General features: G+C 64.7%; 10 protein-coding genes (1 of these 10 only partly in view). All 10 read right to left on the bottom strand.

The window, feature by feature from the left end:
- Positions 1-168 precede the first annotated feature (168 nt).
- A complete protein-coding gene (gene fusA / locus WB794_RS13050; RefSeq protein WP_337336297.1) occupies positions 169-2265 on the bottom strand; it encodes an elongation factor G in 2097 nt (698 codons plus the stop codon).
- A 15-nt stretch (positions 2266-2280) separates the two neighbouring features.
- Positions 2281-2748 (bottom strand): 30S ribosomal protein S7, encoded by a 468-nt coding sequence (rpsG, locus tag WB794_RS13055; protein WP_337336298.1) that lies wholly within the window; start codon positions 2746-2748, stop codon positions 2281-2283.
- Positions 2749-2824: 76 nt separating this feature from the next.
- A complete protein-coding gene (gene rpsL / locus WB794_RS13060) occupies positions 2825-3196 on the bottom strand; it encodes a 30S ribosomal protein S12 (protein ID WP_337336299.1) in 372 nt (123 codons plus the stop codon).
- A 190-nt stretch (positions 3197-3386) separates the two neighbouring features.
- Complete coding sequence (gene rpoC / locus WB794_RS13065) at positions 3387-7589, bottom strand: DNA-directed RNA polymerase subunit beta' (protein ID WP_337336300.1); 4203 nt, start codon at positions 7587-7589, stop codon at positions 3387-3389.
- A gap of 113 nt (positions 7590-7702) precedes the next feature.
- Positions 7703-11803, bottom strand: a complete 4101-nt coding sequence (gene rpoB, locus WB794_RS13070) for a DNA-directed RNA polymerase subunit beta (protein WP_337336301.1) — start codon at positions 11801-11803, stop codon at positions 7703-7705.
- Between the two features lie 387 nt (positions 11804-12190).
- Positions 12191-12559, bottom strand: a complete 369-nt coding sequence (rplL, locus tag WB794_RS13075) for a 50S ribosomal protein L7/L12 (RefSeq protein ID WP_337336302.1) — start codon at positions 12557-12559, stop codon at positions 12191-12193.
- Between the two features lie 54 nt (positions 12560-12613).
- Positions 12614-13144: a 50S ribosomal protein L10 gene (gene rplJ, locus WB794_RS13080; protein ID WP_337336303.1), complete on the bottom strand. Its 531-nt coding sequence runs from the start codon at positions 13142-13144 to the stop codon at positions 12614-12616.
- 342 nt (positions 13145-13486) lie between these two features.
- A complete protein-coding gene (gene rplA, locus WB794_RS13085) occupies positions 13487-14191 on the bottom strand; it encodes a 50S ribosomal protein L1 (RefSeq protein ID WP_337336304.1) in 705 nt (234 codons plus the stop codon).
- Between the two features lie 3 nt (positions 14192-14194).
- Positions 14195-14623 (bottom strand): 50S ribosomal protein L11, encoded by a 429-nt coding sequence (rplK, locus tag WB794_RS13090; protein WP_337336305.1) that lies wholly within the window; start codon positions 14621-14623, stop codon positions 14195-14197.
- A 160-nt stretch (positions 14624-14783) separates the two neighbouring features.
- Positions 14784-15000 carry the final stretch of a transcription termination/antitermination protein NusG gene (nusG, locus tag WB794_RS13095; protein ID WP_337336306.1) on the bottom strand. Its footprint extends 344 nt past the window's final position, so 217 of the gene's 561 nt are visible here — the last part of the coding sequence; its start codon lies off the right edge, out of view; the stop codon is at positions 14784-14786.

Raw genomic sequence — 15000 nt, forward strand, 5'->3', positions numbered from 1 at the left:
GTCTTGCCGTGGTCCACGTGACCGATCGTGCCCACGTTCACGTGGGGCTTGGTGCGTTCGAACTTACCCTTGGCCATTGTCTTTTACCCTGAACTTGAGATTGTTGGTTGGTGATTGGTGCAGGCCGTGATTCGCGACTCTTCCGAATCACGGATCACGCATGTCGAATCACGATTTCTTGATGACCTGCTCGGCGATGTTGGCCGGCGCGTCAGCGTAGTGGTCGAATTCCATCGTGAAGGTGGCCCTGCCCTGGGTCATCGAGCGCAGGCTCGTGGCATAGCCGAACATCTCGCCCAGCGGGACCATGGCGTTGATCAGCTTGCCCGACGGCGAATCGTCGGAACCCTGCAGCACGCCGCGACGCCGGCTGATGTCGCCCATCACGTCGCCCATGTAGTCCTCGGGCGTGACGATCTCGACCTTCATGATCGGCTCGAGCAGCACCGGGCTGGCCTTGGCGAAACCTTCCTTGAAGGCCATCGAGCCGGCGATCTTGAACGCCATTTCGTTGGAGTCGACGTCGTGGTAGGAGCCATCCACGGCACGCACCTTGATGTCCACCACCGGGTAGCCGGCCAGCGGACCGTTCTGCATCGCCTCCTGGATACCCTTGTCGGACGCAGTGACGTATTCCTTCGGGACCACGCCGCCGACGATGGCACTCTCGAACAGGTAGCCGGTACCGCGCTCCTGCGGCTCCATCTCGATCACGATGTGACCGTACTGGCCGCGACCACCGGACTGGCGAACGAACTTGCCTTCCTGCTTGATCGGCTTGCGGATGGTTTCGCGGTACGCGACCTGCGGCTTGCCGACGTTGGCCTCGACGTTGAACTCGCGCTTCATGCGGTCGACGATGATGTCCAGATGCAGCTCACCCATGCCGGCGATGATGGTCTGGCCGGATTCCTCGTCGGTGCGCACGCGGAAGCTCGGATCTTCCTGCGCCAGGCGGCCCAGCGCCAGACCCATCTTTTCCTGGTCGACCTTGGTCTTGGGCTCCACCGCCATCGAGATGACGGGCTCGGGGAAGCTCATGCGCTCCAGGATGATCGGCGCGTCCAGCGCGCACAGCGTGTCGCCGGTGGTGACGTCCTTGAGGCCCACCGCGGCGGCGATGTCGCCCGCCAGCACTTCCTTGATTTCTTCGCGGTTGTTGGAGTGCATCTGCAGCACGCGGCCGATGCGCTCCTTCTTGCCCTTGACCGAGTTGAGCACCTGGTCGCCAGCGTTGAGGATGCCGGAATAGACGCGGAAGAAGGTCAGCGAGCCCACGAACGGATCGGTCATGATCTTGAACGCGAGCGCCGAGAACGGCGCCTTGTCCGAGGATTCGCGCGTCAGCACCTTGGTCTCGTCGTCGATGTCGGTGCCGTTGATCGCCGGCACGTCGACCGGCGAGGGGAGCAGCTGCACCACGCCATCGAGCATGGCCTGGACGCCCTTGTTCTTGAACGCGGTACCGCAGAACATCGGGACAATCTCGGTCTTCAGCGTGCGCGCGCGCAGGCCGGCGATGATCTCGGCCTCGCTCAGCTCACCGCCTTCGAGGTACTTGTCCATCAGCTCTTCACTGGCCTCGGCAGCCGACTCGACCATGAAGGCACGCGCCTCGTCGGCCTGCTCCTTGAGGTTCGCCGGGATGTCGCGGTACTCGAAGCTGAGACCCTGCGAAGCGGAATCCCAGTGGATCGCCTTCATCTTGATGAGGTCGATCACGCCCTCGAAGCCGTCCTCGGCACCGATCGGCACCTGCATCGGCACCGGCGCAGCGCCCAAACGGGACTTGAGCTGGTCGCGCACCTTGAGGAAGTTTGCGCCGGTGCGGTCCATCTTGTTGACGAACGCGATGCGCGGCACGTGGTACTTGTTGGCCTGGCGCCACACCGTCTCGGACTGCGGCTGCACGCCACCGACGGCGCACAGCACGAACACGGCACCATCGAGCACGCGCAGCGAACGCTCGACCTCGATGGTGAAGTCGACGTGCCCGGGGGTGTCGATGATGTTGAAGCGGTGCTGCGGCAGGGACTTGTCCATGCCCGTCCAGAACGCGGTGGTGGCCGCGGACTGGATCGTGATGCCACGCTCCTGCTCCTGCTCCATCCAGTCCATGGTGGCTGCACCGTCATGCACCTCGCCGAGCTTGTGGCTCTTGCCGGTGTAGAACAGGATGCGCTCGGACGTGGTGGTCTTGCCGGCATCGATGTGGGCCATGATGCCGAAGTTGCGATAGCGCTCGATTGGGGTATTGCGTGCCACGGGAAGTACCTCGAATTACCAGCGGTAGTGAGCGAACGCCTTGTTCGCCTCGGCCATGCGGTGGGTTTCTTCGCGCTTCTTGATCGCGCCACCACGGCTTTCCGCCGCATCCAGCAACTCGCCGGCCAGCTTGCGGGGCATCGAGTTTTCACCGCGCTTGCGCGCGGACTCGATCACCCAGCGCATCGCCAGGGCGACGCGACGGCTGGAACGGACCTCAACGGGAACCTGGTAGGTGGCACCACCCACGCGGCGGGACTTGACCTCGACCGCGGGAGCCACGTTGCCCAGAGCCTTCTCGACCAGCTCCAGCGGATTGGCGTTCTTCTCGCCGATGGCATCCATCGCGCCATAGACGATCTTCTCGGCAACCGACTTCTTGCCGCTCTTCATCACCATGTTGATGAAGCGGGCGATGGTCTGGCTGTCGTGCTTGGGGTCGGACAAGATCGAGCGAGTACCGGGCGAACCTTTACGGGACATGTGCGCACCTGAATTTGGAAAGAACTTGCGATGAAACGGCGTTGCTGAAGCCGCCGGCTCCGGCGGCCGGGCGGACTCACTTCGGGCGCTTGGCACCGTACTTGGAGCGGCCCTGCTTGCGCTTGGCGACGCCGGACGCATCCAGCGAGCCGCGCACGGTGTGATAGCGCACGCCCGGCAGATCCTTGACGCGGCCACCGCGGATCAGCACGACCGAGTGCTCCTGGAGGTTGTGGCCTTCGCCACCGATGTAGCTGATGACCTCGAAGCCGTTGGTCAGACGAACCTTGGCCACCTTGCGCAGCGCCGAGTTCGGCTTCTTGGGCGTGGTGGTGTAGACACGCGTGCAGACGCCGCGACGCTGCGGGCACTCTGCCAGCGCCGGCGAGGCGCTCTTGTAGGTCTTGGGGCTGCGCGGCTTGCGCAGCAGCTGATTGATCGTCGCCATTAGCGGTAAACCTTGTACGAAACAGAGGGCGGACCGAAACCGGCCCACCGAGACAGGGAAGTATAATTCGTGCAAGCAGACGCCGTCAACGCGTGACGGCACATGCTGGCGGCAATCCGTTGCCCGAACACGAGGCGCATCCTGCGCCTCTTTTCGCTATGTCGAACCGGGATCCCTCCCGGCGAACGCCTCACGATCCGGACGATTCGTCCGCCGCCTCGGAAGCATCAACCGGGGCTGCGCGCAGTGCTTCCAGATCGGATTCGCTCAACTGCTCGGCCGCGCGACGCTTGCTGTGATAGGCAAGCCCCGTTCCGGCCGGGATCAAGCGACCAACAATAACATTTTCCTTCAGCCCGCGCAATCCGTCCCGGGTACCGCGCACCGCGGCCTCGGTCAGCACGCGCGTCGTCTCCTGGAACGAGGCGGCGGAAATGAACGACTCGGTCGCCAGCGAGGCCTTGGTGATACCCAGCAGCACCGGATCGAAGGTGGCCGGCATCTCGCCGCGCCCCTCGATCTTGGCGTTGTCCTCGATCAGGCGCAGGCGCTCGGCCTGTTCGCCGCGCAGGTAGGTGGTATCGCCCGGCTCGACCACTTCGACCTTGCGCAGCATCTGGCGAATGATCGTCTCGATGTGCTTGTCGTTGATCTTCACGCCCTGCAGGCGGTAAACGTCCTGGATTTCCTTGGTCAGGTAGGCCGCCAGCTGGCTCACGCCCAGCAGACGCAGGATGTCCTGCGGGTTGGGCTCGCCGTCGACGATCATGTCGCCGCGGGTGACGTGCTCGCCCTCGAACACCTCGATCTTGCGGTATTTGGGAATCAGCTCCTCGTGCTCGTTGCCGTCGGCATCGGTGATGATGAGGCGCTGCTTGCCCTTGGTGTCCTTGCCGAAGCTGACCACGCCCGAACGCTCGGCCAGGATCGCCGGATCCTTGGGCTTGCGCGCCTCGAACAGGTCGGCCACGCGCGGCAGGCCGCCGGTGATGTCGCGGGTCTTGGAGGCCTCCTGCGGAATGCGCGCGACCACGTCACCCACGCCCACGGGCGCACCGTTCTGCAGGGTGAGCACGGCGCGCGGCGGCAGCAGGTACTGGGCCGGAAGATCGGTGCCCGGGATGTTGATGTCCTGCCCGCCCGCATCGACGATGCGCACGATCGGACGCAGATCCTTGCCGGTGGAGCCACGACGCTTCGGATCGGTGATCTCGACGCTGGCCAGACCGGTCAGCTCGTCGATCTTCTCGATCACGGTCACGCCCTCGACGAAGTCGATGAAGCGCATGAAGCCGGACACTTCGGACACGATGGGGTGGTTGTGCGGATCCCAGTTCGCCACGACCTGGCCGTTGGTGACCGCATCGCCGTCCTTGACCCCCAGCACGGTGCCGTACTTGAGCTTGTAGCGCTCGCGCTCGCGGCCCTGGGCATCGAGCACGGAGATTTCGCCCGAGCGCGACACCGCCACCAGGTGGCCATTGGCGTGATGGACGGTCTTCAGGTTGGTGAACTTGACCGTACCGGTGGTCTTCACCTTGATGGTGTCGACCGCCGCCGCGCGCGATGCGGCACCGCCGATGTGGAAGGTGCGCATGGTGAGCTGGGTACCCGGCTCACCGATCGACTGCGCCGCGATGACGCCCACGGCCTCGCCCTTGTTGACCAGGTGGCCACGCGCCAGATCGCGGCCGTAGCACAGCGCGCACACGCCAAAGCGCGCATCGCAGGTGATCGTGGAACGCACCTTGATGGACTGCACGCCGGCATCTTCCAGACGCAACACCAGACGCTCGTCGAGCAGGGTGTTGCGGGTGACGATCGGATCCTCGTCGTTGCCCGGCGCGTAGACGTCTTCGGCCGCGACGCGACCGAGCACGCGGTCTCGCAGCGGTTCGACGATGTCGCTGCCTTCCACGATCGGCGTCATGGTGAGTCCGTTGTGCGTGCCGCAGTCATGGTCGGTGATGACCACATCCTGCGCCACGTCCACCAGGCGACGGGTGAGGTAGCCGGAGTTCGCGGTCTTGAGCGCGGTGTCGGCCAGGCCCTTGCGCGCGCCGTGGGTCGAGTTGAAGTACTGCTGGACGTCCAGGCCTTCGCGGAAGTTCGCGATGATCGGAGTCTCGATGATCGAACCGTCCGGCTTGGCCATCAGGCCGCGCATGCCGGCCAGCTGGCGAATCTGCGCCGCCGAACCGCGCGCGCCGGAGTCGGCCATGATGAACAGCGAGTTCATCGACTTCTGGTCGATCTCCTTGCCGTCCCGGTCCTTGGCCGGCTCGGTACCGATGCCCTTCATCATCGCCGCGGCGATGAGCTCGTTGGTGCGTGACCAGATGTCGACCACCTTGTTGTAGCGCTCGCCGGCGGTCACCAGGCCCGAGGCGTACTGCTGCTGGATCTCGAGAACCTCCTGCTCGGCCTCGGCCAGGATGTCCTTCTTCTCGTCCGGGATCAGCATGTCGTCGATGCCGATCGAGACGCCGGCGCGGGTCGCGTAGCGGAAGCCGGTGTACATCAGCTTGTCGGCGAAGATGACGGTTTCCTTCAGACCCAGGCGGCGGTAGCACTCGTTGATGAGACCGCTGATCGCCTTCTTCTTGAGCTCGGTGTTGACCAGATCGAACGGCAGACCCTCCGGCAGGATCTCGGCCAGCAGGGCGCGTCCGACCGTGGTGTCCACGATCGAGGTCTTGGTGATGACTTCGCCGCGCTCGTCGAATTCCGAGTGCGGGATGCGCACGCGGATCCTGGCGTGCAGTTCGGCGGCCTTGTTGTCATAGGCGCGCTTCACCTCGGACAGGTTGGCGAAGACCATGCCCTCGCCCTTCTTGTTCACCAGTTCGCGGGTCATGTAGTACAGGCCAAGCACCACGTCCTGCGAAGGCACGATGATCGGATCGCCGTTGGCGGGGCTGAGGATGTTGTTGGACGACATCATCAGGGCGCGCGCTTCGAGCTGGGCTTCCAGCGAGAGCGGCACATGCACGGCCATCTGGTCGCCGTCGAAGTCGGCGTTGAACGCGGTGCAGACCAGCGGATGCAGCTGGATGGCCTTGCCTTCCACCAGCACCGGTTCGAACGCCTGGATGCCCAGGCGATGCAGGGTCGGGGCGCGGTTGAGCAGCACCGGATGCTCGCGGATCACCTCTTCCAAAATGTCCCAGACATCCGCCTCTTCACGCTCGACCAGCTTCTTGGCGGCCTTGATGGTGGTCGCCAGACCGCGGCGCTGCAGCTTGGAGAAGATGAAGGGCTTGAACAGTTCCAGCGCCATCTTCTTGGGCAGACCGCACTCGTGCAGTCGCAGCGTCGGACCGACCACGATGACCGAACGGCCGGAGTAGTCGACGCGCTTGCCCAGCAGGTTCTGGCGGAAGCGGCCCTGCTTGCCTTTGATCATGTCGGCGAGCGACTTGAGCGGACGCTTGTTGGTGCCGGTGATGGCGCGGCCGCGGCGACCGTTGTCCATCAGCGCATCGACCGATTCCTGCAGCATGCGCTTCTCGTTGCGCACGATGATGTCCGGTGCCGAGAGTTCGAGCAGGCGGCGCAGTCGGTTGTTGCGGTTGATGACGCGGCGGTACAAATCGTTGAGGTCGGAGGTCGCGAAGCGGCCGCCGTCCAGCGGCACCAGCGGACGCAGGTCCGGCGGCAGCACCGGCAGCACCGTCATCACCATGTACTCGGGACGGTTGCCCGATTCGATGAAGGCCTCGACCAGCTTGATGCGCTTGGACAGGCGCTTGAGCTTGGTCTCGGAGTTGGTCGCGGCGATTTCTTCCTTGAGCCGGATCAGTTCGGCGTTGAGGTCGATGCTCTTGAGCAGGTCGAAGACCGCCTCGGCGCCCATCTTGGCGTCGAACTCGTCGCCGTGGTCCTGCACCGCCTGGAGGAACTGCTCCTCGGTCAGGAGATTGCCACGCTCGAGCGGGGTCAGGCCCGGATCGATCACCACGTAGGCCTCGAAGTACAGGATGCGCTCGATGTCGCGCAGCGTCATGTCGAGCATGAGGCCGATGCGCGAGGGCAGCGACTTGAGGAACCAGATGTGCGCGACCGGCGTCGCCAGGTCGATATGGCCCATGCGCTCGCGGCGCACCTTGGCCAGGGTCACCTCGGTGCCGCACTTCTCGCACACCACGCCGCGGTGCTTCATGCGCTTGTACTTGCCGCACAGGCACTCGTAGTCCTTGATCGGCCCGAAGATGGCGGCGCAGAACAGGCCGTCGCGCTCGGGCTTGAAGGTGCGGTAGTTGATCGTCTCGGGCTTCTTCACCTCGCCATACGACCAGCCGCGGATCATGTCCGGCGGCGCCAGGCCAATGCGGATGCCGTCGAAATCAAGCGCCTGGCGCTGGGGATTGAAGAGGTTGAGCAAATCTTTCATTTTGAACTCCGGGATTCGGGATTTGAGATTCGGGATTGGTCAGAGCGGGGATTGGCGGGATTGCGGGACGTCGCTTTTGCGAATCCCCAATCGCCAATCCCCAATCCCGGCTCTCAGTGCTCTTCCAACTCGATGTTGATCGCGAGCGAACGGATTTCCTTGACCAGCACGTTGAACGACTCGGGCATGCCGGCCGTCATCTCGTGGTTGCCGTCGACGATGTTCTTGTACATCTGGTTGCGGCCCTGCACGTCATCGGACTTCACCGTCAGCATTTCCTGCAGGGTGTAGGCCGCGCCGTAGGCCTCCAGCGCCCAGACTTCCATCTCGCCGAAGCGCTGGCCGCCGAACTGCGCCTTGCCACCCAGCGGCTGCTGGGTGACGAGCGAGTACGGGCCGGTGGAGCGGGCGTGCATCTTGTCGTCGACCAGGTGGTTGAGCTTGAGCATGTACATGTAGCCCACCGTCACCTTGCGGTCGAAGGCGTCGCCGGTGCGGCCGTCGTACAGCGTCGTCTGCCCCGACTCGGGCAGGTCGGCCAGGCGCAGCATCGACTTGATCTCGGCCTCGTCGGCACCGTCGAACACCGGGGTCGCCATCGGCACGCCAGCGGTGAGGTTCTTCGCCAGCGCCTGGATGTCGTCGTTGCTGAGCGCCCCCAACTCCTCGCGGCGCTCGCCGCGGCCGGCGGCGTCGTGGTTGTAGATCTGGTCGAGGAATGCACGCAGCTCGGCCGCATTGCGCTGCGCATCGAGCATCTTCTGGATCTTCTCGCCCAGGCCCTTGGCGGCCCAGCCCAGGTGGGTTTCCAGGATCTGGCCGATGTTCATGCGGCTGGGCACGCCGAGCGGGTTGAGCACGATGTCCACCGAGCGGCCGTCGGCCATGAACGGCATGTCCTCGACCGGCTTGATCATCGAGACTACGCCCTTGTTGCCGTGCCGGCCGGCCATCTTGTCGCCCGGCTGGATGCGGCGTTTCACCGCGAGGAACACCTTGACCATCTTGAGCACGCCCGGGGCAAGGTCGTCGCCCTGGGTGATCTTGGCGCGCTTGTCGGCAAAGCGCTTCTCGAATTCCTTCTTGTGCGCTTCGATCTGCTTCTGGGCGCTCTCGATGGCCTCGGCCGCGTCCTCGTCCTTCATCCGGATCGAGAACCAGTCGTCCTTCTTGAGCCCGTCGAGATAGGCCTCGGTGATTTCGGACTTCTTCAGGCCGACCGGGCCGCCGTTGGCCATGCGGCCGACGATCTGCGAGCGCAGGCGGTCGTAGATCGCCCCTTCCAGGATGCGGAACTGGTCGTCGAAATCCTTCTTGACGCGCTTGATCTCCATTTCCTCGATCTGGCGCGCGCGCTTGTCCTTTTCGATGCCGTCGCGGGTGAAGACCTGCACGTCGATGACGGTGCCGTCCATGCCCGGCGGCACGCGCAGCGAGCTGTCCTTAACGTCGGACGCCTTCTCGCCGAAGATCGCGCGCAGCAGCTTTTCTTCCGGCGTGAGCTGGGCTTCGCCCTTGGGCGTGACCTTGCCCACCAGGATGTCGCCGGCCTGCACTTCGGCACCGATGTAGACCACGCCCGACTCGTCCAGACGCCCAAGCGCCTGCTCGGAGACGTTGGGGATGTCGGCGGAGATTTCCTCGGGACCGAGCTTGGTGTCGCGCGCGACGCAGGTCAGCTCCTCGATGTGGATCGTGGTGTAGCGGTCTTCCTTGACCACGCGCTCGGACAGGAGGATGGAGTCCTCGAAGTTGTAGCCGTTCCAGGGCATGAAGGCGACCAGCATGTTCTGGCCCAGCGCCAGCTCGCCGATATCGGTGGAGGGACCGTCGGCCAGCACGTCGCCGCGCTCCACCACGTCGCCCACGTTCACCAGCGGACGCTGGTTGATGCAGGTGTTCTGGTTGGAACGGGTGTATTTGGTGAGCGTGTAGATGTCGACGCCGGCGTCGTTCTCGCCGACTTCGGCCTCGTGCGCACGCACCACGATGCGGCCCGCATCGACCTGGTCGACCACGCCGCCGCGCAGCGCGATGGAGTTCACGCCCGAGTCGCGCGCCACGTAGCGCTCCATGCCGGTGCCCACCAGCGGCGTCTGCGCGCGCAGGGTCGGAACCGCCTGGCGCTGCATGTTCGCGCCCATCAGCGCGCGGTTGGCGTCGTCGTGCTCGATGAAGGGCACCAGCGCCGCCGCGACCGAGACGGTCTGCATCGGCGAGACGTCCATGTAGCGGATCTCGTTGGCCCCCTTGAGCAGCGACTCGCCCTGGAAGCGGCAGGGAACGAAGGCTTCGGCGAACCCGCCGTCCGCGGTGAGCGGCGAGTTGGCCTGCGCCACCGGGTAGCCGGCCTCTTCGATCGCGGACAGGTACTCGATCTCCTCGGTCACCTTGCCGTCGACCACCTTGCGGTAGGGCGTCTCCAGGAAACCGTAGGAGTTGGTGCGCGCGTAGACCGCCAGCGAGTTGATCAGGCCGATGTTCGGGCCTTCCGGCGTTTCGATGGTGCAGACGCGGCCGTAATGGGTCGGGTGCACGTCGCGCACCTCGAAGCCGGCGCGCTCGCGGGTCAGGCCGCCCGGCCCCAGCGCAGAGACGCGGCGCTTGTGGGTGACTTCCGACAGCGGGTTGTTCTGGTCCATGAACTGCGAAAGCTGCGAGGAACCGAAGAACTCCTTGATCGCGGCGGCGACGGGTTTGGCGTTGATCAGCTCCTGCGGCGTCAAGCCCTCGGATTCGGCCAGCGACAGGCGCTCGCGCACCGCACGTTCGACCCGCACCAGCCCGACGCGAAAGGTGTTTTCGGCCATCTCGCCGACCGAACGCACGCGGCGGTTGCCGAGGTGGTCGATGTCGTCGACGATGCCCTTGCCGTTGCGGATCTCGATGAGCACCTTGAGCACGGCCAGGATGTCGTCGTTGTCCAGCACGCCCGGGCCCTCGACCTCGGTGCGGCCGACGCGGCGGTTGAACTTCATCCGGCCCACGGCCGAAAGATCGTAGCGATCCAGCGTGAAGAACAGGTTCTGGAACAGGTTCTGCGCCGCTTCCTTGGTCGGCGGCTCGCCCGGCCGCATCATGCGGTAGATTTCGACCAACGCCTCCAGCGGGGTACGGGTCGGGTCGATGCGCAGCGTATTGGACAGCGCCGGGATCCGGTCGAGGTCATTGACCCACAGCGTGCTGAACGCGGTGATGCCGTGCTTGCGCAGCTTGGCCAGGTGCTCGTCGGTGAGCTCGTCATTGGCCGGCATGATGAGTTCGCCGGTCTTCTTGTCGACGACGTCGTGCGCCAGGATGCGGCCCAGCAGGTAGTCGTCCGGCACGTCCAGAGCCTTGATCCCCGATTGCTCGAGCTGCTTGACGTGGCGCGCGGTGATGCGCTTGCCCGACTCGACGATGACCTTGCCGCCAGCCACCACGTCGAAGTTCAGGGTCTCGCCGCGCAGGCGCTCGGCCACCAGCGCCAGTTCGGCACCGTCCTTGCGCAGGTTGAAGTCGTTCCTCTCGTGGAAGATGCCGAGCATTTCCTCGTTGGTGTAGCCCAGCGCGCGCAGCAGCACCGTCACCGGCAGCTTGCGGCGACGATCGATGCGGGTGAACAGCGCGTCCTTGGCATCGAACTCGAAGTCCAGCCAGGAGCCGCGGTAGGGAATGATGCGGGCGCTGTAGAGCAGCTTGCCGGAGCTGTGCGTCTTGCCGCGGTCGTGGTCGAAGAACACGCCCGGGGAGCGGTGCAGCTGGGAGACGATGACGCGCTCGGTGCCGTTGATGATGAAGGTGCCGTTGTCGGTCATGAGCGGCATTTCGCCCATGTAGACCTCCTGCTCCTTCACGTACTTGATCGCCTTGTTGGAGGCCGGGCTGTCCTTGTCGTAGATGACCAGGCGCACGGTCACGCGCAGCGGGGCACCGTAGCTCAAGCCGCGGTTGCGGCACTCGCGCTCGTCGAACGGCGGCTCGCCCAGCTTGTAGCTGGCGTACTCCAGCGCGGCGTTGCCGCTGTAGCTGGTGATCGGGAATACCGACTTGAGCGCGGCATGCAGGCCCTGCTCGCGACGCTGCGCGGGAGCCAGGTGCTCCTGCAGGAACTCGCGATAGGAGTCGACCTGGATCTCCAGCAGGTAGGGAACCCCGAGGATCGAGGGCCGCTTGCTGAAATCCTTGCGGATGCGCTTCTTTTCGGTGAACGAGTACTGTTTGGCGGTGGTCATGGAGCGTGCGCCTCGTCATGTGCGGCCGCGGGCGGCCAACGGGGGAATCTCAAACTGGCAGTGGGAAGTCGCTGGTATTGCCGGCACCAGCACGCCTTCTCCCACTACTTCCGACTGCCAACTCGAACGGTTCTGGAACTCTTGCTTCTACAACGGCCAAAGGCCGGGGACATTCATCCCCAGCCTTGGCGTGCTGCTGTCATCCCTGCAAATGCGGGAATACAGTGGCTTTTGCTTCTTTTTCGATCACGCGATACCAAAAATCAAAGGCTGGATCCCCACCTTCGCGGGGATGACGCATCGCGGTATGCGCGCGAACCCGCCTGAAGCATGCCGGGATCACGCAACCGCAAGGGCGCTCGCGCGATGCGCGAGCGCCCGCCTGCATCACTTGACTTCGACCGTCGCGCCGGCGGCTTCAAGATCCTTCTTGAACTTGGCCGCATCGTCCTTGCTGACGCCTTCCTTCAGGACGCCACCGGCCTCGGTGAGGTCCTTGGCTTCCTTCAGGCCCAGGCCGGTAATCGCGCGAACCGCCTTGATCACGTCGACCTTCTTCTCGCCGGCGGACTTCAGCACGACGGTGAACTCGGTCTGCTCTTCGACCGCAGCCGCAGCTACCGGGCCAGCGGCCACGGCGACGGGGGCAGCGGCGGAAACGCCAAACTTCTCTTCGATCGCCTTGACCAGTTCCATCACCTCAAGAAGGGTCTTCTGGGCAACGGCTTCGACGATCTGCTCGTTGGAAAGGGACATGGTATTTACCTCTGGAGTTGAATCGTGGAGCGGTGGATGCCACCGCGAAATGGATTACGCCGTCTCGGCCACAGCGTCTGCGGGGGCTGCTTCGCCACCGCCCTGCTGATCGGCAACCGCCTTGATCGCGCGGGCGAACATCGCGGCCGGTTCCGCAAGCACGCGGGCGAGCATCGCCAGCGCCTGTTCGCGGGTCGGCAACGAGGCGAGCACCTCGACGTGGCTGGCCGGGTAGAGCTGGCCGCCCATGGCGACAACCTTGGGCTGCAGCTTGTCGTTGCCCTTGGCGAATTCCTTGATCAGGCGACCGGCAGCGCCGGGCTCCTCGGTCGAGAACGCATACAGCAGCGGACCGACCAGTACGTCCTTGACGCACTCGAATTCGGTACCCGCCACCGCGCGCGTGGCCAGCGTGTTCTTGACAACTTTCAGAAACACGCCGGATTCACGCGCCTTCTTGCGCATCGCGGTCATCTGCTCGACCGTGGTGCCCGCGTACTCGGCTGCGATCAGGGAGTGGGCCGTGGCGGCGACGTCGGCCAGTTCGGCGACGACTTCCTTCTTCTGGGACAGATTGAGAGCCATAACACTCCTCCTGGTGAACTCCGCTTGCGGCTCCTGCCGCGTGCGGTCCTCGTCAGCACCCTTCCGTGGGTGCCCGGAATGCCCGGAAGGCATTCCCTGGTGGCCGTACTGGACCTGGAGTGAGCCAGAGCTGGGATGTCCCAGGACTTGCGCGAACCAGAAAAACTCCAGAAGGTGACACCATCTGCGCAGGCCGGGCCGGGTGGCCGGATTAAGCGGAACGCGCCTCCAACGAAGAAGCCGCATTTCGCGCCTGCGGTCTTTGACGGCGCCCCGATGCACGCGCATCGGGGGCCTTCAAAACACGCCGGGGCTGGACAGACGCCCCGGAAAAACCGGATATCAGCGGGCCAGCTCGAGGCTGGACTGATCCACCGTGACGCCCTTGCCCATGGTGCTGGACAGGGAAATCTTCTGCAGGTACTGGCCCTTGGCCGTGGCCGGCTTGGCCTTGACCAGGTCGGACAGGAGCGCGTGCAGGTTGTCCTTGAGCGCGGCGACTTCGAAGCTGGCCTTGCCGATGGTGCAATGGATGATCCCGGCCTTGTCGGTGCGATAGCGCACCTGACCGGCCTTGGCATTGCGAACCGCCTGGGCCGCGTCGGCGGACACGGTGCCGACTTTCGGGTTGGGCATCAGGCCGCGCGGGCCGAGAACCGTACCGAGCTTGCCGACCACGCGCATGGCGTCGGGCGTGGCGATGACCACATCGTAGTTGAGGTCACCGGCCTGCATCTTCTCGGCCAGGTCGTCCATGCCGACCACGTCGGCACCGGCGGCCAGGGCCTCGTCTGCCTTGGCACCGGCCGGGCAGAACACCGCCACGCGCACGGTCTTGCCGGTACCGGCCGGCAGCACGGTGGAGCCGCGCACCTGCTGGTCGGACTTCTTGGCGTCCACGCCAAGGCGCACGGCCACGTCGATGGCCTCGACGAACTTGACCTTGCTGTTGTCCTTGAGAATCTTCAGTGCCTCATCCAGAGGATAGGCCTTGCCCGGAACGACGGTCGCGTTGAGGGCCTTGAAACGCTTGCTGAGCTTTGCCATGACTTATCCCTCGACGTTCAGACCCATGCTTCGCGCGCTGCCGGCGATCGTGCGCACGGCGGCGTCCAGCGACGCGGCGGTGAGATCAGGCTCCTTGGCCTTGGCGATCTCTTCGAGCTGGGCGCGGGTGACCTTGCCCACCTTCTCGGTGTTCGGGCGCTTGGAGCCGGACTGGACGCCCGTCGCCTTCTTCAGCAGCACCGTCGCCGGCGGCGTCTTGGTGATGAACGTGAAGCTGCGATCGGAATAGGCCGTGATCACGACCGGAATCGGCAGGCCGGGCTCGAGCTTCTGCGTGGCGGCGTTGAACGCCTTGCAGAACTCCATGATGTTCAGGCCGCGCTGACCCAGCGCGGGGCCGATGGGCGGGCTGGGATTGGCCTGACCGGCCTTCACCTGCAGCTTGATGTAGCCGACAACTTTCTTTGCCATTTCGTTGACTCCTCGGGTTCGAGCGCCGCGCGGTGTGGATCACCGGTATGGCTCCCCGTTGGTTGCTTGTTTCGGGATTGGGGATTGGGGATTGGGGATTGGGTGAGCGATGGTGCGCTTCACGAATCCCGAATCACGAATCACGAATCCCGGCCCTTCCTCAGGCCTTCTCCACCTGGCCGAACTCGAGCTCGACCGGGGTGGATCGCCCGAAAATCAGTACCGCCACGCGCAGGCGGCTCTTGTCGTAGTTGACTTCCTCGACCGTGCCGTTGAAGTCGTTGAACGGACCATCGACCACGCGCACCAGCTCGCCCGGTTCGAACAGCACCTTCGGGCGCGGCTTCTCGACACCGTCCTGCACGCGCCGAAGAATC

Source organism: Denitratimonas tolerans (assembly GCF_037203605.1).
GTDB classification, from domain to species: Bacteria; Pseudomonadota; Gammaproteobacteria; order Xanthomonadales; family Xanthomonadaceae; genus Denitratimonas; species Denitratimonas tolerans.

Bases quoted from the DNA above. Each gene is read 5' to 3' on its own strand.
- rpoB (WP_337336301.1), bottom strand. From the start codon at position 11,803: ATGACCACCGCCAAACAGTACTCGTTCACCGAAAAGAAGCGCATCCGC.
- rplK (WP_337336305.1), bottom strand. From the start codon at position 14,623: ATGGCAAAGAAAGTTGTCGGCTACATCAAGCTGCAGGTGAAGGCCGGT.
- rpsG (WP_337336298.1), bottom strand. From the start codon at position 2,748: ATGTCCCGTAAAGGTTCGCCCGGTACTCGCTCGATCTTGTCCGACCCC.
- rplJ (WP_337336303.1), bottom strand. From the start codon at position 13,144: ATGGCTCTCAATCTGTCCCAGAAGAAGGAAGTCGTCGCCGAACTGGCC.
- rpsL (WP_337336299.1), bottom strand. From the start codon at position 3,196: ATGGCGACGATCAATCAGCTGCTGCGCAAGCCGCGCAGCCCCAAGACC.
- rplA (WP_337336304.1), bottom strand. From the start codon at position 14,191: ATGGCAAAGCTCAGCAAGCGTTTCAAGGCCCTCAACGCGACCGTCGTT.
- rpoC (WP_337336300.1), bottom strand. From the start codon at position 7,589: ATGAAAGATTTGCTCAACCTCTTCAATCCCCAGCGCCAGGCGCTTGAT.
- rplL (WP_337336302.1), bottom strand. From the start codon at position 12,559: ATGTCCCTTTCCAACGAGCAGATCGTCGAAGCCGTTGCCCAGAAGACC.